The organism is Streptomyces chartreusis NRRL 3882 (genome assembly GCF_900236475.1).
GTDB lineage: Bacteria > Actinomycetota > Actinomycetes > Streptomycetales > Streptomycetaceae > Streptomyces > Streptomyces chartreusis_D.
In genome coordinates, this window is the sequence record NZ_LT963352.1 from 7,322,600 (window position 1) to 7,344,090 (window position 21,491).

20 protein-coding genes are annotated in these 21,491 nt (G+C 72.4%); 16 read left to right on the forward strand and 4 right to left on the reverse strand.

Annotated elements, in window-relative coordinates:
* Positions 1–9: 9 nt before the first annotated feature.
* Positions 10–561, forward strand: coding sequence for a TetR/AcrR family transcriptional regulator (locus SCNRRL3882_RS33185; RefSeq protein WP_010045176.1), 552 nt, complete (start codon positions 10–12; stop codon positions 559–561).
* Positions 558–2,093 (forward strand): MFS transporter, encoded by a 1,536-nt coding sequence (locus tag SCNRRL3882_RS33190; protein ID WP_010045175.1) that lies wholly within the window; start codon positions 558–560, stop codon positions 2,091–2,093. The genes SCNRRL3882_RS33185 and SCNRRL3882_RS33190 overlap by 4 nt, the downstream gene beginning before the upstream one ends.
* 64 nt (positions 2,094–2,157) lie before the next feature.
* Here SCNRRL3882_RS33190 and SCNRRL3882_RS33195 read toward each other — a convergent pair whose 3' ends face one another.
* Complete coding sequence (locus SCNRRL3882_RS33195; protein WP_010045172.1) at positions 2,158–2,832, reverse strand: lysophospholipid acyltransferase family protein; 675 nt, start codon at positions 2,830–2,832, stop codon at positions 2,158–2,160.
* 404 nt (positions 2,833–3,236) lie between these two features.
* Between SCNRRL3882_RS33195 and SCNRRL3882_RS33200 the strand changes: the two genes are divergently transcribed.
* The 3 genes from SCNRRL3882_RS33200 (at position 3,237) to SCNRRL3882_RS33210 (ending at position 5,564) form a co-directional block, all read left to right on the forward strand.
* The gene (locus SCNRRL3882_RS33200) at positions 3,237–4,427 is read left to right on the forward strand and encodes a glycerophosphodiester phosphodiesterase (protein WP_010045171.1); all 1,191 of its coding nucleotides are present in this window, start codon (positions 3,237–3,239) and stop codon (positions 4,425–4,427) included.
* 87 nt (positions 4,428–4,514) lie between these two features.
* Complete coding sequence (locus SCNRRL3882_RS33205) at positions 4,515–5,009, forward strand: RNA polymerase sigma factor (protein ID WP_010045169.1); 495 nt, start codon at positions 4,515–4,517, stop codon at positions 5,007–5,009.
* Positions 5,010–5,066: 57 nt separating this feature from the next.
* On the forward strand, positions 5,067–5,564 hold the full coding sequence (locus SCNRRL3882_RS33210; RefSeq protein WP_010045168.1) for a GNAT family N-acetyltransferase: 498 nt from the start codon (positions 5,067–5,069) through the stop codon (positions 5,562–5,564).
* A 68-nt stretch (positions 5,565–5,632) separates the two neighbouring features.
* Here the strand turns inward: SCNRRL3882_RS33210 and SCNRRL3882_RS33215 are convergent, their stop codons facing one another.
* Together SCNRRL3882_RS33215 and SCNRRL3882_RS33220 are read right to left on the reverse strand one after the other, a co-directional pair.
* Entirely contained in the window at positions 5,633–6,061 is a 429-nt protein-coding gene (locus SCNRRL3882_RS33215) for a hypothetical protein (RefSeq protein ID WP_010045166.1), read from the reverse strand.
* The gene (locus tag SCNRRL3882_RS33220) at positions 6,042–6,401 is read right to left on the reverse strand and encodes a hypothetical protein (protein WP_010045165.1); all 360 of its coding nucleotides are present in this window, start codon (positions 6,399–6,401) and stop codon (positions 6,042–6,044) included. The genes SCNRRL3882_RS33215 and SCNRRL3882_RS33220 overlap by 20 nt, the downstream gene beginning before the upstream one ends.
* Positions 6,402–6,470: 69 nt before the next feature.
* Here SCNRRL3882_RS33220 and SCNRRL3882_RS33225 point away from each other — a divergent pair, with 69 nt between their 5' ends.
* The 10 genes from SCNRRL3882_RS33225 (at position 6,471) to SCNRRL3882_RS33270 (ending at position 19,467) form a co-directional block, all read left to right on the forward strand.
* The gene (locus tag SCNRRL3882_RS33225; RefSeq protein WP_010045164.1) at positions 6,471–7,121 is read left to right on the forward strand and encodes an HAD family hydrolase; all 651 of its coding nucleotides are present in this window, start codon (positions 6,471–6,473) and stop codon (positions 7,119–7,121) included.
* A gap of 386 nt (positions 7,122–7,507) precedes the next feature.
* The gene (locus SCNRRL3882_RS33230; RefSeq protein WP_010045159.1) at positions 7,508–8,542 is read left to right on the forward strand and encodes a methionine ABC transporter ATP-binding protein; all 1,035 of its coding nucleotides are present in this window, start codon (positions 7,508–7,510) and stop codon (positions 8,540–8,542) included.
* Positions 8,539–9,246, forward strand: coding sequence for a methionine ABC transporter permease (locus SCNRRL3882_RS33235; protein WP_010045156.1), 708 nt, complete (start codon positions 8,539–8,541; stop codon positions 9,244–9,246). Before SCNRRL3882_RS33230 ends, SCNRRL3882_RS33235 begins: the two co-directional genes overlap by 4 nt.
* A gap of 62 nt (positions 9,247–9,308) precedes the next feature.
* On the forward strand, positions 9,309–10,127 hold the full coding sequence (locus SCNRRL3882_RS33240; protein ID WP_010045153.1) for a MetQ/NlpA family ABC transporter substrate-binding protein: 819 nt from the start codon (positions 9,309–9,311) through the stop codon (positions 10,125–10,127).
* A 140-nt stretch (positions 10,128–10,267) separates the two neighbouring features.
* Positions 10,268–10,900 carry a GNAT family N-acetyltransferase gene (locus tag SCNRRL3882_RS33245; RefSeq protein WP_010045151.1) on the forward strand — a complete coding sequence of 211 codons (633 nt, stop codon included), beginning with the start codon at positions 10,268–10,270 and terminating at the stop codon, positions 10,898–10,900.
* A 193-nt stretch (positions 10,901–11,093) separates the two neighbouring features.
* Entirely contained in the window at positions 11,094–12,311 is a 1,218-nt protein-coding gene (gene cbiE / locus SCNRRL3882_RS33250) for a precorrin-6y C5,15-methyltransferase (decarboxylating) subunit CbiE (protein ID WP_010045149.1), read from the forward strand.
* 367 nt (positions 12,312–12,678) lie between these two features.
* Entirely contained in the window at positions 12,679–16,710 is a 4,032-nt protein-coding gene (gene cobT / locus SCNRRL3882_RS33255) for a nicotinate-nucleotide--dimethylbenzimidazole phosphoribosyltransferase (RefSeq protein ID WP_102514896.1), read from the forward strand.
* Between the two features lie 216 nt (positions 16,711–16,926).
* Complete coding sequence (cobA, locus tag SCNRRL3882_RS33260; protein WP_010045145.1) at positions 16,927–18,168, forward strand: uroporphyrinogen-III C-methyltransferase; 1,242 nt, start codon at positions 16,927–16,929, stop codon at positions 18,166–18,168.
* A 64-nt stretch (positions 18,169–18,232) separates the two neighbouring features.
* A complete protein-coding gene (locus SCNRRL3882_RS33265; protein WP_010045144.1) occupies positions 18,233–19,051 on the forward strand; it encodes a TrmH family RNA methyltransferase in 819 nt (272 codons plus the stop codon).
* Between the two features lie 23 nt (positions 19,052–19,074).
* Entirely contained in the window at positions 19,075–19,467 is a 393-nt protein-coding gene (locus SCNRRL3882_RS33270; RefSeq protein ID WP_010045142.1) for an NUDIX domain-containing protein, read from the forward strand.
* 24 nt (positions 19,468–19,491) lie between these two features.
* Here SCNRRL3882_RS33270 and SCNRRL3882_RS33275 read toward each other — a convergent pair whose 3' ends face one another.
* Positions 19,492–20,940, reverse strand: coding sequence for a serine/threonine-protein kinase (locus SCNRRL3882_RS33275; RefSeq protein ID WP_010045139.1), 1,449 nt, complete (start codon positions 20,938–20,940; stop codon positions 19,492–19,494).
* Between the two features lie 195 nt (positions 20,941–21,135).
* Between SCNRRL3882_RS33275 and SCNRRL3882_RS33280 the strand changes: the two genes are divergently transcribed.
* The gene (locus SCNRRL3882_RS33280; protein WP_040903875.1) at positions 21,136–21,360 is read left to right on the forward strand and encodes a hypothetical protein; all 225 of its coding nucleotides are present in this window, start codon (positions 21,136–21,138) and stop codon (positions 21,358–21,360) included.
* Positions 21,361–21,491: the final 131 nt, after the last annotated feature.

The window sequence follows — 21,491 nt, forward strand, 5'->3', positions numbered from 1 at the left end:
GGTTGTCTCATGGCTGTCGATCCTGACCATGTGCTGCGCGCCGCCGCGGCCCTGCTGACCCACAAAGCCACCGCGACCATGGACGAGGTCGCGAAGGCAGCCGGGATCAGCCGTGCCACGCTGCACCGCCACTTCGCCGGGCGGGACGCCCTCGTCCGCGCGCTGGAGTCGCTGGGCATCGCCGAATGCGAGGCCGCGCTGGACGCCGCCCGGCTCGACGAGGGCACGGCGAGCGAGGCCGTACGCCGGCTGGTCGGAGCCATCGAGCCCGCCGCCGGACTGCTCGGGTTCCTCTACACCGAGAACCAGCTGTTCGAGGGCGAGGAGCAGAACGCGGGCTGGACGCTGATCGACGAGCGGATCTCCGCCCTGTTCCGGCGCGGCCAGCTCAGCGGCGAGTTCCGTATCGACCTCACGCCGGCCTGGCTCACCGAGGCGCTCTACGGCCTGCTGGCCTCCGGCGCCTGGATGGTGCAGAGCGGCAAGGGCGCCCCCAAGGACTTCCAGCACATGATCGTCGAGCTGCTGCTCGGCGGCGCACTACGGAGAGAGGAATCATGACCAGCACCCTGCAGCCGGCCGAGACAGCGGAGGCGGTGAAGCGCCCGGGCCGCTGGCTCGCGCTCGGCGTCCTCGTGCTCGCCGTGCTGCTGGTGGCCGTCGACGCGACCGTCCTCGGTCTCGCGACCCCCTACATCAGCGAGGACCTCAAGCCCTCGGGCACGCAGTTGCTGTGGATCGGTGACGTCTACTCGTTCGTCATCGCCGGTCTGCTCGTGTCCATGGGCAGCCTCGGCGACCGGATCGGCCGCAAGCGGATCCTGCTGGTCGGTGCCACGGCGTTCGGCGCGATATCCGTGGTCAACGCCTACGCCGGCACGCCCGAGATGATGATCGTCGCCCGGGCGCTGCTCGGCGTGGCGGGCGCGACCTTGATGCCGGCCACGCTCGCCCTGATCCGCAACCTCTTCCACGACCCGCGCGAACGCAGTCTCGCCGTGGGCATCTGGGGCGCCACCGCCTCCGCCGGTACGGCCGTCGGGCCGATCGTCGGCGGGTTCCTGCTGGAGCACTTCTGGTGGGGCTCGGTCTTCCTGATCAACCTGCCCGTGATGGCCGTCCTGGTCCTCGTCGGGATCAAGCTGCTGCCCGAGTCGCGCACCGCGAACCCCGGTCCCTGGGACCTGGTCAGCGTCGTGCTGTCGCTGGTCGGCATGGTCGGTGTCGTGTACGCGGTCAAGGAGGTCGCCGCGCACGGCTTCGCGTGGGGCACTCTGGCCGCGGGCCTGCTGGGCGCGGCCGCCCTCTACGGGTTCGTGCGCCGGCAGCTCACGCTCCCGGCCCCGCTGCTGGACATGCGGCTGTTCCGCAATCGCGGCTTCAGCGGGGCGGTGCTGGCCGACCTGCTGACCATCCTCGGCCTGTCCGGGCTGGTGTTCTTCCTCTCCCAGTACCTGCAACTCGTCCAGGGCCGGCGTCCGTTCGAGGCGGGTCTGGCGGAACTGCCCGCCGCGATCGGCGCGGTGGTGGCCGGTCTGCTCGCGGGGCGGGCGGCCCGGCGCTTCTCGGTACGGGCCGTCGTCTCCGCAGGGCTCGCGGCGATCGGCCTCGCCCTGGCCGCGCTCACGGTGATCGGCCAGTCCACCGGCTACCCGCTGCTCGGGGCCGCGCTGCTGGTGGTCGGTGTCGGAGCCGGTCTCTCGTTCACCGTGACCGCCGACGTGATTCTCTCCAGCGTGCCCAAGGAGCAGGCGGGGTCCGCGTCCGCCGTGTCCGAGACGGCGTACGAACTCGGCGCGGCCCTCGGCATCGCCGTGCTCGGCTCCATCGTGACCGGCGTCTACCGCGACTTCACCGGCCCGGCGGGCACACCGGCCGCGGCCCACGAGTCGCTGGGCGGTGCCGTGGAGGCGGCCGCGAGCATGCCCGCGCACACCTCCGGGGTGATGCTGGACGCGGCCCGCACGTCGTTCGTCGACGGCCTGGCCCTCGCGGCCGGCGTCGGAGCGGCGGTCCTGCTCGCCGCGGCGGTGGCGGCGTGGTTCCTGCTGCGGGGGCAGCGGCTGGAGAGCGGCGGGGCGGACCACGCGTAGGCCCGCCGGAGAACGTGCCCCCTACGGGGGTGCGGCCAGCCCCTACACACCCGCAGCCGCAGAACTACGCCGCTTCCTTCGCCTTGCTCGCGTACATGTCCACATACTCCTGCCCGGACAACCGCATGACCTCGCTCATCACCGAGTCGGTCACGGCCCGCAGCACATACCGATCCCGGTCCATCCCCTCGTACCGGGAGAACTCCATCGCCTCACCGAACCGGACCGTGACCTTCCCCGGCCGCGGCAGCCCCGCGCCACCCGGCTGGATCCTGTCCGTGCCGATCATCGCGAACGGCACCACCGGCGCCCCCGTCATCAGCGTGAGCCGGGCGATCCCGGTACGCCCCCGGTACAGCCGCCCGTCGGGCGACCGCGTGCCCTCCGGGTAGATGCCGAAGACCTTGCCCTCCTCCAGCACCCGGCGCCCGGTCATCAGCGCGGCCACCCCGCCCCGGCCACCGTCACGGTCCACGGGGATCATGCCGACGCCGGTGAAGAACCAGGCCATCAGCCGGCCCTTGAAGCCCTTCCCGGTCACGTACTCGTCCTTGCCGATGAAGAAGACCTGACGGTCGCAGACCAGCGGCAGGATCATCGAGTCGATGAACGTCAGGTGGTTGCCGGCCAGGATGACCGGACCGTCGCCGGGAATGTGCTCCGCACCTTCCACCTGAGGGCGGAACATCAGGCGCATGATCGGGCCGAGCACTGCCTTGATGAGCGCGAAGCGGGACAACGGACCCTCCGGTGTCAAGGGATTCTGTATGAGTCTGTGCAGGTGAGGACGATACTCGCGGCCCCGGGGATCGCGCACATCGGGCACGGCGACTTAACCGAGGCCTTACGTACTGTTGACGCGTGTTTACCTGCGGTGACGCGCCGGGGACGGGGGCGTGACCCGGCCGCCGCATGTGACGGACGTCGCTCCCCGGGCGTATCGGACGCGTTCCCGGAACCGCCGCGCCGAATCACCCGGACGCGCCGAACCCGGCGCGCCGCCGACGAGCCGTCAGTTCGCAGCCCCCACCAGCCACTACGACATCCGTCGTCACCCACGTGTTCCGCCCGGCGTCTCCCACCCGTCATGTACGCGCCCGTACGATCGCCCCGCACGGACGAGCCGACGCAGGGAGGGCGCTCATGGGAACGCAGAGGCCGAACGAGGAAACGAGCGGAACCGGACGGCGGGCCCTGCTCGGCGCCGCGGTCCTCGGCGCCGGGGGAGCGGTCCTCGGCATGACCGGCACGGCGAGAGCCGACGGCGCCCGGCCCGGCGGAGAGCAGGGCGGGTACGGCGGGCAGGGCGGGCTGAAGAGCCTGCCCAAGCCGACGATCGTCGGCCACCGCGGCGCCAGTGGCTACCGCCCGGAGCACACCTTCGGCTCGTACCAGCTGGCCCTCGACATGGGCGCCGACATCGTCGAGGCGGGCGACCTGGTCCCGACGAAGGACGGGCACCTGGTCTGCCGTCATGAGCCGGAGATCGGCGGCACCACGGACGTCGCCGACCACCCCGAGTTCGCCGACCGCAAGAAGACCAAGCTCCTCGACGGCGTCTCCACCACCGGCTGGTTCACCGAGGACTTCACGCTCGCCGAACTGAAGACCCTACGGGCGATCGAGCGCATCCCGGCCAACCGCCCGCACAACACCCTCTACAACGGCCGGTGGGAGATCCCCACCTTCGAAGAGGTCCTGCGGTGGCAGGACGAGCAGACCCGCGAGCGCGGCAAGCAGGTGTGGATCTACCCCGAGCTCAAGCACCCCACCTACTTCCGCAAGCAGGGCCTCCCCCTGGAGGAGCGGGTCGCCAAGCTGCTGCGCAAGTACCGCAAGGACCGGCGCACCTCCCCGGTCATCCTCCAGTCCTTCGAGCCGACCAGCATCGAGCGGCTCAACAAGCTCGTCGACAACCCCCTGGTCGTCCTGCTGTCCTCGGCGGACAGCCGCCCCTGGGACTTCGTCGAGACGGGCGACCCGCGCACCGTCGCCGACCTGGTCAAGCCGGCCGGTCTGCGGGAGATCGCCTCCTACGCGCAGGGCATCGGCCCGACCCTCGACCTGATCATCCCGCGCGACGCCAAGGGCAACCTCACGCAGCCGACGGCACTCGTCCGGGACGCGCACAAGGTGGGTCTGATCCTGCACCCCTGGACGATGCGCAACGAGAACCCCTTCCTGCCCGCGAACTTCCGCAAGGGCACGGACGCGGACGCCTACGGTGACGTCTTCGGCGCGTACAAGGCGTACTTCGCGACCGGCATCGACGGCGTCTTCACCGACCAGCCCGACACGGGCGTGCTGGCCCGCGAGGACTACGTCGGCGACTGAGCGTCAACATGTGAGCTCACACCCCCCGGTCGAGTGGGCTTCGGCCGCCCGGGCAACCCTGGCCCGGGCGGCCGCGTCGCTCCGCATATGACGCTCGACCTGGTCACCGCCCTGCGCCCGCTGCTCACCGCCGAGGCCTCCGCGGAGGCATATGCCGCCGGAACCGATGCGGGCGACCTGGAGCAGGCGGTCTGGCTCCGTCTGCTGGAGCGCCTCGACGCCGAGGGCCCGCCGCTCGACCCGCAGGAATGGCTCCGCCGGGCCGTCCGCTCGGAAGCGCGCCGCACCCGCCGGACGAGCCGCCTCGAACGGCCGTACGTCGTCGAACCGGTCGACGACGGCGACCGGGGTCCCGAGCAGCTCGCCCTCGCCGCGGCCCGCGGCCGTGCTCTGCGCGCGGCCGTACGCCGCCTCCCGGGGCGCTGCCCCCGGCTCATGGAGGCCCTGCTCTCTCCCGAGGACCTGACATACCGGGAAATCGCAGGGGAGTTGGGTATCTCACAGGGGAGTCTTGGCCCGGAACGTTCCAGATGCCTGGGATGTCTGCGGAGATTGCTCGCACCGGAGGTTGCGGCCCGCTGAGGAGGGGGATAGGAGTGAGGAACGATAGGTGATCAGATGAGCGGGAGGCGTGCGCACATGGGCATGAGCGTGACCATCTCTGCGGCGGCCGAGCAGGACGCGGAGCAGATCTTCAGGCTGCAATACCTGTGCTTCCAGTCGGAGGCGGCGCTGTACGGCAACTACCGCATCGACCCGCTCGTCCAAACCCTCGACTCGGTCCGCGAGGAGGTCGCCCGCGACTGCGTCTTCGTGGCCCGGCTCGGCGACGAGGTCGTCGGCTCGGTCCGCGGATCGGTCACCGAGGACGGCGCCGCCGCGATCGGCAAGCTCTGCGTCCACCCCCGCCTCCAGGGTCACGGCATCGGCGCCCGCCTGCTCCGAGCCGCCGAAGCGGCCCTCGCCGACCAGCACGGAGCCACCCGCTTCCGCCTCCACACCGGCCACCGCAGCGAAGGCAACCTCCGCCTCTACCGCAAGGTGGGCTACCAAACGGTGGGCACGTCCGAGGGCGCGGACGGCGTACCGATGATCGTCCTGGAGAAGCCGGCCGGTACCTACGCGGCGACAGCTTGATCTTGCCCTCCAGGGGCGCGGGGAACTGCGCGAGCAACCACATACGGCCCGCGGCCGCCTGACGAACCTCAGGCGGCATCCTCCCGAGGCGCACCCTTCCGCAGCCAATAGATGGCGGACAGCGGCAAGAGCACGGGAATGAAGACGTAGCCCATCCCGAAGTCCGACCACACGGTCGCATCCGGAAACGCCGACGGCTCGATCAACGTCCACGTCCCCACCGTCAGCACCCCCACCAACTCGGCCACACAGCACGCCAGCGCAGCCTTCCGTCCCGTCTCCCCACCCCGCACCAGCGAATACGTGATGAACCCGTACACGACACCGGCCACCGCCGACAGCGAGTACGCCAGCGGCGCCCGGTCGAACTCCGTCGCGATCTGAAACACGGACCGCGACACCGCCCCCACGACCATCACGCCGTACAGCCAGACAAGCAGCGTGCCCGGCCCGCTGGTCAGTCGCCGCCGGCTCACCTCAGCCTCCCCAGATGTCATAGAGCCGCACCTCCAGCACGGCCAGCACCACACCGCCGGCGGCTACCGTCACCGAACCCCAGCGGGTGCGCTCCGCCAGCGACATGAAGCCCGCCGCCGGGACACACGCGAACGCCCCGAGCAGATACGCCACGAAGATCGTCGTGCCCTGCTCCGGCTTCTCGCCCTGCGCCAGCAGCACGATCCCCACCACCAGCTGGACCAGCGACAGCAGGGTGACCACGGCCATCCCGATGAAGTGCCAGTCCTTGGTCGGCTGGTCACGGAAGGCCGCCCAGCCGCACCAGGCGGCGAGCAGCAGCGCGGCGACGCCGGTCACCAGCGTCAGGGCATCAAGCATGCTGCGACCTTATTACGGCCGAAAAGGCCCGATGCTTCCGGCCCTGGCCTGCACCGTAGGGTCGAGGGCATGAAGATCCACGCGCACGCCCTGCTGTTCGACAACGACGGAACCCTGGTCTCCTCCCTCTCCTCGGTGGACCGCTGCTGGACGCGGTGGGCCACGGAGTACGGGATCACGGCCGAGGAGTTCGCCCGGGTCGAGCTGCACGGCCGGCCGGCCGCCGAGATAGCCGCCGACCTGCTGCCCGCCGACGTGGTCCCGGAGGCCGTCGCGCGGATCGAGGACCTGGAGGTGGAAGACGTGCCAGGCGGCGGGGTGCACCTGCTGCCGGGGACCCGTGCCTTCCTCGACGCCCTGCCCGCCGAGCGCTGGGCCGTCGTCACCTCCGCCACCCGGCGGCTGGCCGAGGCCCGGCTCGACGCCGTCGGCATCCTGCCCAAGACGCTCGTCGCCGCGGACGACGTCACCCGCGGCAAGCCCGACCCCGAGCCCTATCTGCTCGCCGCCCGCGCCCTCGGCGTCGACCCCACCCGGTGCGTCGTCTTCGAGGACGCCCCCGCGGGCCTGACGGCCGGCCGCGCCGCCGGCATGACCACCGTGGCGTTGACCACAACCCACCAGGCTCACGAACTCCGTGCCGACCTGGTGGTCGAGGACCTGTCGGCCCTGTCCGCACTGGTCACCGAGCAGGGTGTGGAGATCTCCCTGCGCGACTGATGGAAGCCGGCGGATCCCAGCCCCTGTCCACCGCTGTCCAGCATCCGGACAGCGGCGGCCGGTCAGGACCGTACGCGTGTTTTACTGACGGCATGACCACGACGAGCGACCGCATCCCCGCGACCGAGGCGACCATGGCGCCCGGTGCTCGTTGTACGTGTCGAATGTGCGCTTTCTAGAGGGCCCCCGCACCACCCCCTGAGCTCGCGCCCCGAAGCGAGACCGCGGCATGTCCGCACGCCCCGAGCGCTGCGTGACACCAAGCCGCCCGCGCACATGTTCTCCCCGGTTCCACGCCCCAGCGAGAACCGTGTCGCGTCCCTGAACGAATGCCTCTGTGCCCGGGCACACCCACGCCCGCGCACTCGACAGTGACGGAAACCCACGTGATCACCACAACGGACCTGACCAAGGTCTACCGTTCGCGCGGCCGCGAGGTCACCGCCCTGGACGGCGTCGACCTGCACGTCCGCGAAGGCGAGGTGTACGGCGTCATCGGCCAGTCCGGCGCCGGCAAGTCCTCGCTCATCCGCTGCGTCAACCTCCTGGAACGGCCCACCTCGGGCACCGTGACGGTCGCCGGACAGGACCTCACCGCCCTGGCCGGCCGCGGCCCGCGCGCCGGAAGGGAACTGCGGCAGGCGCGCAGCCGGATCGGCATGGTCTTCCAGCACTTCAACCTCCTGTCCTCCCGGACCGTCCAGGACAACGTCGAACTGCCGCTGGAGATCCTCGGCAAGTCCGGCGCGGAACGCTCCCGCAAGGCACGGGAGCTGCTCGACCTGGTCGGCCTCGCCGACAAGGCCAAGGCCTACCCGGCGCAGCTCTCCGGCGGTCAGAAGCAGCGCGTCGGCATCGCCCGCGCCCTGGCCGGCGACCCGAAGGTGCTGCTGTCCGACGAGGCCACCAGCGCCCTCGACCCGGAGACCACCCGCTCGATCCTGGCGCTGCTGCGCGACCTCAACCGGCAGCTCGGCCTGACCGTCCTGCTCATCACGCACGAGATGGACGTCGTGAAGTCGGTCTGCGACTCCGCCGCGCTCATGGAGAACGGCCGCATCGTCGAGTCCGGCACGGTCAGCGAGCTGCTGGCCACCCCCGGCTCCGAACTGGCCGCCGCGCTGTTCCCGCTCGACGGCGAGGCCTCCGGCGAGGACCGCACCGTCGTCGACGTCACCTTCCAGGGCGAGAGCGCGACCCAGCCCGTCATCTCGCAGCTCGCCCGCACCTACAACATCGACATATCGATCCTCGGCGCCGCCATCGACACCGTCGGCGGGCTCCAGGTCGGCAGGATGCGCATCGAACTGCCCGGCCGCTACGAGGACAACGTCGTGCCGATCGGCTTCCTGCGCGAACAGGGCCTCCAGATCGACGTCCCGGGACATGAGTCCGCACTGGCGAAGGAAGGTGCCAAGTGACCTGGTCCGAGATGCAGCCCCTGCTGGAGCAGGCGTGTTGGGACACCCTCTACATGGTCGGCTGGTCCACGCTCATCGCCGTCGTCGGCGGACTGCCGCTCGGCATCCTGCTGGTCCTCACCGACCGCGGCGGCCTGCTCCAGAACCTCGTCGCCAACAAGGTCATCGGGCAGATCGTGAACATCGCCCGCTCGCTGCCGTTCATCATCCTGATGGTCGCGCTGATGACCTTCACCCGCTGGATCACCGGCACCACCATCGGCCGCGAGGCCGCCATCGTGCCGCTCGCCATCGGCGCCATCCCCTTCTTCGCGCGCCTGGTCGAGACGGCCGTCCGCGAAGTGGACCACGGGCTGGTCGAGGCCGTGCAGGCCATGGGCGGCAACACCTGGACCGTCGTGCGCAAGGTCCTCGTCCCCGAGTCACTGCCGTCGCTGATCTCCAGCACCACCACCACGATCGTCGCCCTCATCGGCTACTCGGCGATGGCGGGCACCGTCGGCGCCGGCGGCCTCGGCGACATCGCCATCCGGTACGGCTACCAGCGCTTCGAGACCCAGCTGATGTGGATCACCGTCGCGATCCTCGCCGTCGTCATCTCGGTCATCCAGTTCGCCGGCGACTACGCGGCCCGCTCCCTGCACCGCCGCGGCGCCCACTCGGGACCCGCCCCGAAACTGCGGCTGCTCAAAGCCGCCTCCTGAGCTCCCCGTTCACCCACAACGGGGTCGCACCACCCGCAAGGTCATAAGGAAAGGCACTTTTCGTGCGTAACACCGCCAAGATCACCACCGCCGTCCTCGCCGCCGGAGCCCTCACCCTCGGGCTCAGCGCCTGCGGCGCGGGCGACTCCGGCTCCGACGGACCCCTGATCGTCGCCGCCAGCCCCGTCCCGCACGCCGAGATCCTCAACTACGTCAAGGACCACCTGGCGAAGAAGGAGGGCCTGGACCTCCAGGTCAGGGAGTTCACCGACTACGTCACGCCGAACACGGCGACGCAGGACGGCTCCGTGGGCGCCAACTACTTCCAGAACAAGCCGTACCTCGACGACTTCAACAAGAAGAACGGCACCGACATCGTGCCCGTCGTCACGGTCCACCTGGAGCCGCTCGGCCTCTACTCCCACAAGGTCGAGAAGGCCGACGACCTGAAGAGCGGTGCGACCGTCGCCATCCCCAACGACACGGTGAACGAGGCCCGCGCCCTCAAGCTCCTCGCCGCCCACGGGCTCATCACCCTCAAGGCGGGCGTCGGCAACGAGGCGACCCCTGCCGACATCACGAAGAACCCCAAGAACCTCAAGTTCAAGGAGCTGGAGGCGGCCCAGACGCCGCGCTCCCTCGACGACGTGGACGCCGCCGTCGTCAACGGCAACTACGCCATCGAGTCCGACCTCAAGCCGTCGAAGGACGCCCTCGTCCTGGAGTCCCCGAAGAACAACCCCTACGGCAACTTCCTCGCCGTGAAGAAGGGCGAGGAGAACGACCCGCGCGTGAAGAAGCTCGCGAAGCTCCTGACCTCGCCCGAGGTGAAGAAGTTCATCCAGGACAAGTACGCCGGCTCCGTGCTCGCCTCCTTCTGAGGCGACGCCCGGCACCCGCCCCGCACGGGGTCCTCCCGCACCGGGTGGGGGAGGGCCCCGTGGTGCGGATCAGTGCTTTCATGCTGCATGCTGGGCAGTTCAGCAGGCCCTGAAGGTTCACCGAAGGTTACGGAGCGCGCATGACGAGCACCTTTCCCAACGTCTCCATCAGCACGGAGCGGTTGGTCCTGCGCCCCTTCGAGGAGCCGGACATCCAGTCGTTCGCCGACATGATGAACGACGAGCTCGTCACCGCCTGGACCACCGTCCCGCAGCCCTACACCGAGGCCCACGCACGCTCCTGGATCACCGAACAGGCCCCCGCCGAACGGGCCGAGGGCCGCGGCATCGTCTTCGCCGTCACCGAGTTCCTCACCCAGCGCCTCGTCGGCATCGTCCACCTCCGGAACACCGACTGGCGGATCCGCTCCAGCGAGATCTCCTACGTCATCGCCCCCTGGGCACGCGGCGAGGGCTACGCCTCCGAGGCGGCGCTCATCACCGCGCAGTGGCTCTTCAACGACCAGAAGTTCGAGCGCCTCGAACTGCGCACCCCGGCCGACAACACCGCCTCCCAGCAGGTGGCCCAGAAGATCGGCTGCATCAGCGAGGGAGTGCTGCGCGGCGCCTGGATAGCCCGGGCGCGGACGGACGACGGCGAGTGGACCGAGGTACGCACCGACCTGATCGTCTGGAGTCTGCTCCCCGAGGACCTCGAAGGCGTCGGCGACCAGCTGCCCGGCGGCTTCACGTCCTTCGGCGACTGGAACTGACGTCGACGACCGGAACTGACGTCGACGACCGGAACTGGCGTCGGCGACCGGAACCGACCAGGAACGGACACCGCGCGCGACGGCACGCCGCCCCCTCCGGCGGCTGCACCGGGTACTCTCACGGAGCCCGCCTGCGGGCAGCTCATCACACGACACACAGACGACCTGCGAAAACCCCTGGAGACTGACGACGATGGCCGACCGGGTCACGGTGATCGGCTGGGACGGTTCGCCGCTGACCGCCGCGGCACGCGCCGCCCTGGGTGGAGCCACGCTCGTGGCGGGTGCCGCCCACCACCTGGCGCTCCACGAGGTACCCGCGGGCGCCGAGCGCATCCGCCTCGGCAGCGTCGCCCTGGCCGCCCGCCGCATCGCCGCCCACCGCGGCACGGCCGTCGTGCTCGCCGACGGCGACCCCGGCTTCTTCGGCGTCGTACGCACCCTGCGCGCCCCCGAGTTCGGCCTCGAAGTGGAGGTCGTCCCCGCCGTCTCCTCGGTCGCCGCCGCCTTCGCCCGCGCCGGCATGCCCTGGGACGACGCACAGGTGGTCGTCGCACACCGCCGCACCCTGCGCCGCGCGGTGAACGTGTGCCGTGCCCACACCAAGGTGGCAGTGCTCACCTCACCCGGTGCCGGCCCCGCCGAACTCGGCCTGCTCCTCGAAGGAGTCCACCGCTCCTTCGTCATCTGCGAGGAACTGGGCACCGCACACGAGCGGGTCAGCGTCGTCACCTCCGACAAGGCCGCCGACCACACCTGGCGCGACCCCAACGTCGTCATCGTCCTCGGCGGTCCGGCCCGGCCGGACACGGCGGGGGAGACCGGCTGGATCGCCGGCCGCGACCCGTCCGCCGGACCACGCGGCTGGTCCCTGCCCGCCGGGACGTACGGCGGTGACCTCGGCGAGGGTGAGACCCAGCTGCTGCGCGCCTCCCAACTCGCCCGCCTCGGACCACGTGTCGGCGACCTCGTGTGGGACATCGGCTGCGGCAGCGGCGCCTTCGCCATCGAGGCCGCGCGCGCCGGCGCCGCCGTGATCGCCGTCGACAGCGACCGGGCGGCCTGCGCCCGCACCGACGCGGCCGCCCGCCGCCTCGGCGTCCAGCTCCAGATCGTGCACGGCACCGCCCCGCACGTGCTGGAGAACCTCCCCGAACCCGACGTCGTCCGCGTCGGCGGCGGGGGAGCGGCCGTCGTATCGGCCGTCGCCGACCGCCGCCCACAGCGCATCGTCACGCACGCCGCCACCCGCGACGCCGCCGAACTCATCGGCCGGGACCTGACGGAACACGGGTACGGCGTCGAGTGCGCCCTGCTCCAGTCCGTCGAACTCGACACCCGGGCCTGGACGGAGAAGGAACGGAGCGTCGCGTTCCTGCTCAGCGGGGTGCTGCCCCGCCGCAGCGCCTGACCCGGCCGCCGTCCCCGTGATCGGGTTGTCGTACTGCGCGCGGTAGGCTGGCCGATCGCTGCACCGCACGCGGACGTCCGGCAGTTCGTCGGCCAATGTCCGGAAAACCCGCCCGTTTTGGGGGGAGTGTGGTACGGCAGAACCGGAGGACGCGCAACGTGGCGCAGTCCACAGCGGAACCGTCGCGGATCAAGGTGCCGTGAGGGTGCTTCGGCCGCAACAATGCCAGTGAGTGGCTTTGTCGCCTTTTCCGGGCGGGCCGTTCGTGCCGCTGGGGACGCACGCTCGTTCTTCACTGTGGGGCGGTCGGTGCGCCGTTCCGGGTGAGCTGGTCGTAGGAGCACTAACCGATGGGCGAGGGGTACGCATGACCGACACCGGCCAGGTCCCGGGCGAGGGACTGCCGGAGAGCGCAGGCATGGTGGAACAGCCGGGCGCCCCCGCGCACGGTGCGTACGCCTACCTCTCCGAGAACCCCGCCGAGGACGAAGACCTGCTGCTGCCGGGCTCCCACGGCGCCTGGGGCAACGAGGTCGCCCCGCCCGCGCCGGAGCCGGTCGTCGAGGCCGTGCACCAGCCGGGCCCGCACGAGATCTCAGGCCGCGACAGCGGCTCTGTCGACCTCGGCGGCGTCCGCCTGCCCGACCCGCCGCCGATCCCGCCCATCACCCCGCGCCGGCCGCTGCACCTCGGCCCGCCGCTCCCCGACAGCTCCGCGAGCCCGGTCCGCTCGCTCGCCGACCGCGGCCCCGCGGAAGCGCCGGTACGACAGCCCGCGGCGGCGGCGCCCGGCCCCGAGTACCTCGACGTCCCGCGCACTCCGGAGGAGCCCGCGCCGGCTGCCGCGCCCTGGGGCGCGCAGGTTCCGCCCCAGGCCCCGGTGAGCGCCGGGGCGGCGCCTGCGGAAACGGTTGTTCCGGCAGCGGAGCCGGCGGGCACGGCCCAGGCCGTCGCCACCCGCGTCGCCCCGGAGCCGGCCCCCGCGGCACCGCCGGCGCCGACCGGATCCGGACAGGGCACCTATGCCGAACAGCCGGCGCAGCCCGCGCAGGGTGCGGCGGTGCCGGGCGAGCCCGCCGGTACCTCCGGGGACCAGGTGGCCGCGGCCGAGCCCGGGGTTGCTGCTGAGCAGGCCGCCGTGGCCGCTGCCCAGCCGGTTGCCGCTGCCGAGTCCGTGCAGAGCACGGCGGTTGCGGGCGAGCCCGCTGGGGCCGGCGTCGGTCCGGAGGGCGGGCAGGTGGCCGCCGCCGAGCCGGTGCAGGGCGCTTCCGAACAGGGCGCAGGCGTTGCCGGTGACCCCGTCGGCGCGGGCGTCTCACCGGACGCCGGCCAGGCGGCCGCCGCCGAGACCGGGGCCGTGGCCGCTGCCGAGCCGGCTCCGGGGGATGTGCCGGGGCCGGTCGTGGACGGTTCTGGTCAGGACGGTGCGCCGGCACGTGCCGATGCTTCTCCCGCGGTGCCCGGGCCGAGTGCCGCAGGCGAATCCGCCGAGGGTGGTGAGCAGGCCCCGGCGGCTGCCGCGGAGCAGGGCGCGGCAGCCGCTCCTGTCCCCGAGGCCGCCCCGGTGCCCGAGGCGGTCGAGCTCCCGGAGGCCGCCACCGCGCCCGAGCCCGCTGTCGTGGCTCCGCCCGAGGCGGATGCGGGGGAGACGGCCGCCGCCCAGGCGCCGGCCGCGGTGGGGCCCGACGCTGCTGCACAGGAACAGGCAGCGCGGGTCGCCCCCGAGGCTGCCGCACCGGCCGCGCCCGCGACCGAGTCCGTCGCGCAGGAGCCGGAGGCCGATGGCGGTGAGGCCGCCCAGCAGGCTGCTGAGCCGATCGCCCCGGCCCACGAGGCGGTTGACGCCGGTGCAGCCGCGCAGGAACCCGAGCTGACGGCACCGCAGACGGCCGCTGCCGCCCCCGAAGCGCCCGCCCCGGCCCCTGAAGCGCCCGCCCCTGCCACCCCCGTCCCGACCCCCGAGGCGGTCGCCCCGGAAGCCGGCGCTCCGGCTGCCGAGGCTCCCGCGTCCGCCGACACACCCGCCCCCGAGTCGCCCACCGACGCACCGGAGACCACCGCACCGACTCAGCCCCCTGCCGCAACCGTGCCCCCTCAGCCCACCGAGACGGCGCCCGACCCCGGAGCTGAGGCCCCCGCACCCGCCCAGGCGGCCCCCGACGCGACCGCCGAAGCACCGGCACCGGCTCGGGCTCCTGAAGCAGCCGTGCCCGACCCCGCAGTCGAGGCGGCGCCGGCACCCGAGCCGGTGGCCGCCGTCTCCGAGCCGGTAGCCACCACACCTGAACCGGCGGCTGCCACACCCGAAACCGCCGAAGCCACCCAGGCCCCCTGGGCACCGGAAGCCCCCCAGACCCCCCAGCCCCCGGAGACCACCCCGGCACCCGCCGAGGACGTCACCGTCGTACTCCCCGGCCCGGCGCCGGACGCGCAGGCCGGACAGCACGTCCAGGGCCCGCAGCAGTCCCAGGCGGCCGTCCCCCAGCCGGCCCAGCCCGAGGCGGAACCCGTGGTCATCGTCCCCGCACCCCGCGAAGGCGACGCCGAACTCGCACAGAACCCCGACGACCTGGACACCCGGGGCGCCGAACAGGAAGACCTGGCGGATCAGGAACGCCACCAAGCAGAGAGCGCGGCCGCAGTGGCAGAAGCACGACAGTCCACCGGTCCCGCCGCCCCCGGCTACGACCCCGCCGAGCGCGAGGCCGTGCTGAAGGTCATGCGTGAACGCCGCGACATCCGCAACGGCTTCCGCGGCGACCCCATCCCGCACGAGGTGCTGCTCCGCGTCCTGGAGGCCGCCCACCACGCGCCCTCGGTCGGCCACTCGCAGCCCTGGGACTTCGTCGTCATCCGCTCCGCCGACACCCGCCGCGCGATGCACGAACTGGCCATGCGCCAGCGCGACGCGTACGCGAAGTCCCTCCCCAAGGGCCGGGCGAAGCAGTTCAAGGAACTGAAGATCGAGGCCATCCTCGACACGCCGGTGAACATCGTCGTCACCGCCGACCCGACCCGCGGCGGTCGCCACACCCTCGGCCGCCACACCCAGCCCCAGATGGCGCCGTACTCGGCCGCCCTGGCCGTGGAGAACCTGTGGCTCGCCGCCCGCGCCGAAGGCCTCGGCGTCGGCTGGGTCAGCTTCTTCGACGAGCGCGAGATGGTCCGCGCCCTCGGCCTGCCCGAGCACCTCGAGGTCATCGCCTACCTGTGCGTCGGTTACGTCGACGAGTTCCCGGACGAGCCCGAGCTGCTCCAGGCGGGCTGGTCCAAGCGCCGCCCGCTGTCCTGGGTGGTGCACGAGGAGACGTACGGCCGCCGCGCCCTGCCCGGAGAGGAACCGCACGACCTGCTCGCCGAGACCGTCGCGCAGATCCGCCCGCTCGACGCCAAGGCGCTCGGCGAGGCGTGGGAGCGCCAGAAGCGCATGACCAAGCCGGCCGGCGCGCTGGGCATGCTGGAGATCATCTCCGCCCAGCTGTCGGGCCTGTCCCGACAGTGCCCGCCGCCCATCCCGGAGCCCGCGGCCGTGGCGATCTTCGCCGGTGACCACGGCGTGCACGCCCAGGGGGTGACTCCCTGGCCGCAGGAGGTCACGGCCCAGATGGTGGCCAACTTCCTCGGCGGCGGCGCCGTCTGCAACGCCTTCGCCACCCAGGTGGGCGCCGAGGTCTGCATCGTCGACGTGGGCGTCGCCGCCGACCTCCCGGCCACGCCGGGCCTGCTGCCCCGCAAGGTGCGGGCCGGCACGTCCGACATGACCACCGGTCCCGCGATGACCCGCGAGGAGGCCAGGCAGGCCATCGAGGTCGGCATCGAGACCGCCCGCGACCTGGTCGCCGCCGGCAACAAGGCCCTGCTCACCGGTGAGATGGGCATCGCGAACACGACCTCCTCCGCCGCGCTGATCTCCGTCTTCACGGGCGCGGACCCGGCCGAGGTGACGGGCCGGGGCACCGGTATCAACGACGAGACCCTCGCCCGCAAGACCGAGGTCGTCCGCCGGGCCCTCGAACTCCACCAGCCGGACCCGGCCGACCCGATCGGCGTGCTCGCCGCGATCGGCGGCTTCGAACACGCCGCCATCGTCGGCCTCCTCCTCGGTGGCGCGTCCCTGCGCACGCCGGTGATCCTGGACGGCGTGAGCGCCGGCGCCGCCGCCCTGGTGGCCCGCGCCATCGCCCCGGAGGTCTTGGCGGCGTGCATCGCCGGCCACCGCAGCGCCGAGCCCGGCCACGTGGCCGCCCTGAACAAGCTCGGCCTGCGCCCCCTGGTCGACCTCGACCTCCGCCTCGGCGAGGGCACGGGCGCCCTGCTGGCCCTCCCCCTGGTCCAGAGCACGGCCCGGGCGATGCACGAGGTGGCGACGTTCGATTCGGCGGGGGTGACCGAGAAGTAGCGCAAGGCGGGCTCAGGGGCGCCGCATCCCGGTGACTCGTACGCGCCGTGGGTCCGTGGGCAGTCGTTCCGAGGGGCGGAACGGGTGGCACGGACCCACTCCCGCACCCGTCAAGGACGCTCAGCCACCGGACGCCCGTGCCGCCTCGAACCCCCGCGCCGTAAAATCCGCACGTCAGGGCTACCGAACCACCGCCGCAACAGGAGCCGCACCTTCATGGCCGAACACCCCGCCTACCCCGTAGGCCTCCGCCTCACCGGCCGCCGCGTGGTCGTCCTCGGCGGCGGCCAGGTCGCCCAGCGCCGCCTCCCGGCCCTCATCGCGGCGGGCGCGGACGTCCTCCTGGTGTCCCCCGAGGTCACCCCCTCCGTCGAAGCCATGGCGGACGCCGGCGAGATCACCTGGCACAAGCGCCCCTACGAGGAGGGCGACCTCGCCGACGCCTGGTACGCCCTGATCGCCACCGGCGACACGGAGGCCAACACCCGGGCCTCCGCCGAGGCGGAACGCCGCCGCGTCTGGTGCGTCCGCTCCGACGACGCCGACGAGGCGACGGCCTGGACCCCGGCCACCGGCCACAGTGAGGGCGTCACGGTCGCCGTGCTGACCACGGACGCCCGCGGCCGCGACCCCCGCCACACCGCCGCCATCCGCGACGCCGTCGTCGAGGGCCTGCGCGACGGCACACTCGTCGCCCCGCACCACCGCACTCGCACGCCCGGAGTCGCCCTGGTCGGCGGCGGCCCCGGCGACCCGGACCTGATCACGGTGCGCGGCCGCCGCCTGCTCGCCGAGGCCGACGTCGTCATCACCGACCACCTGGGCCCGCGCGACCTGCTCGCGGAGCTGCCCCCGAACGTCGAGGTGATCGACGCGGCGAAGCTGCCGTACGGCAGGTTCATGGCGCAGGAGGCCATCAACAACGCGCTGATCGAGTACGCCAAGCAGGGCAAGTCGGTTGTACGGCTCAAGGGCGGCGACCCCTACGTCTACGGGCGCGGCATGGAGGAGTTCCAGGCGCTCGCCGAGGCGGGCGTCCCCTGCACGGTCGTGCCCGGCATCTCCAGCTCGATCTCGGTCCCGGGAGCAGCCGGCATCCCGGTCACCCACCGTGGTGTCGCCCACGAGTTCACGGTGGTCAGCGGCCACATCGCCCCCGACGACGAGCGCTCCCTGGTCGACTGGCCGTCCCTCGCCAAGCTGACCGGCACGCTGGTGATCCTCATGGGGGTCGCCACGATCGGGAAGGTCGCCGAGACGCTCATCGCCCACGGCAAGGCCCCGGACACGCCCGTGGCCCTGGTCCAGGAAGGCACGACGGCCGGCCAGCGCCGGGTCGACGCGACCCTGGCGACGGTCGGGGAGACCGTGAAGACCGAGGACGTGAAGCCCCCCGCGGTCATCGTCATCGGCGAGGTCGTGAAGGTCGGCCCGACGGTCACCGCGCCCCGCGAGTAACCCCGGGTAACCCAACCCGTCCCAAGCCGTTGGCACCGCACCCAGGACAAGGCAGTATCACCCTGTGGCCGATCTCATCACCGTCGAGGATCCCGACGACCCGCGCCTGCACGACTACACCGGTCTGACCGACGTGGATCTGCGCCGCAAGCGCGAACCCGCCGAGGGCCTCTTCATCGCGGAGGGCGAGAAGGTCATCAGAAGGGCCAAGGAAGCGGGTTACGAGATGCGGTCCATGCTGCTCTCGGCCAAGTGGGTCGACGTCATGCGCGACGTCATCGACGAGCTCCCCGCCCCCGTCTACGCGGTCAGCCCGGAACTCGCCGAGCAGGTCACCGGCTACCACGTGCACCGGGGCGCGCTCGCCTCCATGCAGCGCAAACCCCTGCCCGCGGCGGCCGAACTCCTCCAGACCGCCCGCCGCGTCGTGATCATGGAGTCGGTCAACGACCACACCAACATCGGCGCGATCTTCCGCTCCGCAGCCGCCCTGGGCATGGACGCGGTCCTGCTCTCCCCGGACTGCGCCGACCCTCTCTACCGCCGCAGCGTGAAGGTCTCCATGGGCGCGGTGTTCTCCGTTCCCTACGCCCGTCTGGACACCTGGCCCAAGGGCCTGGAGTCCGTCCGCGAGGCCGGCTTCACGCTGCTCGCCCTGACCCCCGACGAGAAGGCCCGGTCCCTCGACGAGGCCGCCCCGCACACCATGGACCGTGTGGCCCTCATGCTCGGCGCCGAGGGCGACGGCCTGTCCACGCAGGCCCTGGTCGCCGCCGACGAGTGGGTCCGCATCCCCATGTCCCACGGCGTCGACTCCCTCAACGTGGGCGCTGCGGCGGCCGTGGCCTTCTACGCCGTGGCCACCGGCCGCCCTCAGTCCTGAGTCCCAAGTCCTGGGAGCCGTACGTGGAACAGCGCCAGGCGATCGTCGCCGTACTGCGGCGCGGGGACCGCGTCCTCGCGATCCGGCGGGGCCCGGCGGTCGCCCGTCCCGGCTACTGGCAGCCGCTGAGCGGCAGGCTCGAACCGGGCGAGACCCAGGAGCAGGCGGTCGTCCGGGAGGTCCGGGAGGAGGTCGGCCTCACCGTCGCGCCGCTGGCGAAGGTGTGGGAGTCGGAGACCGACGACCACCGCTTCCGCCTCCACTGGTGGACCGCCCGCGCGGACACGGGGGAGGTCGTCCCCGACCCGGACGAGGTCGCCGAGACCCGCTGGGTCACGCCGGAGGAGTTCCTCGCCCTGGACCCGGTCTTCGACGGCGACCGCGAGTTCTTCGAGCGGATCCTGCCGGAGCTGTGACGGCGGCCCTGGGGTCGTGAAGCCCTACGGTGCGAAGCCCCGCTGCGCGTGCTCCTGCCGGACCCCGCCCCCTTCGCCGCCGAGTCCCCGCGCCGAGCCCTGGCAGCCCTGCACCAGGGCGATGCCGACCGCCACCAGCAGCGTCACCACGACGAACACGAACAGCCGCTGCCGCAGCAACCGGGGATTGGCGGGCCGCAGCCCGGTCCCGGTGTTCCTGGACGCCGGACGCCCGGTGCCGCTGTGCGGGGCGGGACGGCCGGAGCTGCCCGACCGGGTCCCGTTGCGCCCGGTGGGTGTCGGCCGTGCTCCGGACCGCGACGGGGCGCCGCCGCGTGAGGCGCCGGAGCCGCGCACCGGATTCCTGCCGCGGTTCCCGCTGCCCGTCGACCGGCTTCCGCCGCCCACCGCCCGGGCTCCGCCCCGCGCGCCGGCTCCGTTCTGGGAAGCCGGACCGCCCGTCGACGGACCGCCGTCCCCGGGCCCGGAGGAGCGCCGCGGCGGGGGAGTCCCCCGGCCCCGCTGCGCCCCGGACGCCCCCGCACCCTGCTGTCCCTGCGGACGCCGGCCACGCTCGGGGTAGGTGTCGATGGGCCGGTCCGCATCGGCACCGCGGGGCGCGGGCGGCCGGACGCCGGCGACGTCCTGTGCCTCGCGGGCCGCGATCTCCTTGAGCCGCATGGACAGTTGGAGCGTGCTGGGCCGCTCCTCGGGGTCCTTCGCCAGGCACGCCCGGACGAGCGGAGCCAGTGCGTCGGGTACGCCGTGCAGCTGCGGTTCCTCGTGCACGACCCGGTACAGCATCACCTCGGAACTGCCGTGCCCGAAGGGCGAGTCGCCCATGGAGGCGTACGCGAGCGTGGCACCGAGCGAGAACACGTCCGTGGCCGGTGTGACGGCGGCCCCGCGCACCTGCTCCGGCGCGAGGAAGCCAGGCGAGCCGACCGCCGTACCGACGTGGGTGAGCGTCGAGGCGCCGGTGGCCCAGGCGATGCCGAAGTCGATGATCCGCGGCCCCTTCGGGGACAGCAGGATGTTGGACGGCTTCAGGTCCCGGTGCACGACCCCGGCCTCGTGCACGGCGACCAGGCCCTCCGACAGGGCGGCGCCGACCGCGGCCACGTCGGCCGCGCCGAGCGGCCCCTCGGCGGCGACCTTGTCGTGCAGGGAGGGGCCGGGCACGTACTGCGTGGCGAACCAGGGCCGGTCCGCGTCGAGGTCGGCGGCCACGAGCCGTGCCGTGCACCCGCCGCGGATCCGCCGTGCCGCCGAGACCTCCCGGGCGAACCGCGAGCGGAACTCCTGGTCCTCCGCCAGGTCAGGCCGGATGACCTTGAGCGCGACCCGCTGCCCCTTCTTGTCGGAGCCCAGGTAGACCACGCCCATCCCGCCCGCGCCGAGCCGTCTGTGAAGCCTGAACGAGCCGACGACGCGCGGGTCCTCGCGCCTCAGGCGCATCATCGCCATGTTCATCCCCGCTGCCCGGTCCTGTGACGAGCCACAGCTTACGTTTCCACGGCCGCCTGCGCGCAGAGGCCGCGCCCTCTCGGGCCGACGGATTGTCAGTGGTGGGTGGGAGACTTGAAGGGTGGTCAGGGGGCGCGCGCACAGGCCGTGTTCGCGCGGGGGACGGCCCCAACCTCCTGGCCCGGAAGGGGGATTGGACCCGTGAAGGGTGACCGTGTGGAGATAGTCGTGGACGCCGGCGACACGACGCGCACGTACGAGGTGGTGGCGAGCAGAGCGGGCCGCAGGGTGGAGACGGCGGTACGCCGAGGTGTCGTGGAAGTGAGCGAAGTCACCCGGAGCGGAACAGTCGTGCGTACCGCCCGCTTCATGGCGAACCGGGTGCTGGCCCTGGTGGAGCAGCCGATTCCGCGGGAGGAAAGCTAGGACAAAGCGGGGTGAGCCGGGCGTCCCGTCGGGGAAGACCCTGAGAACCGGGTCTCCGTCTCCACCCAGGGGAGTACGTCGCGGGTGACGGCTCATCCTCCGGGAGGCCCGGCAATCGGTACGAGGGCATG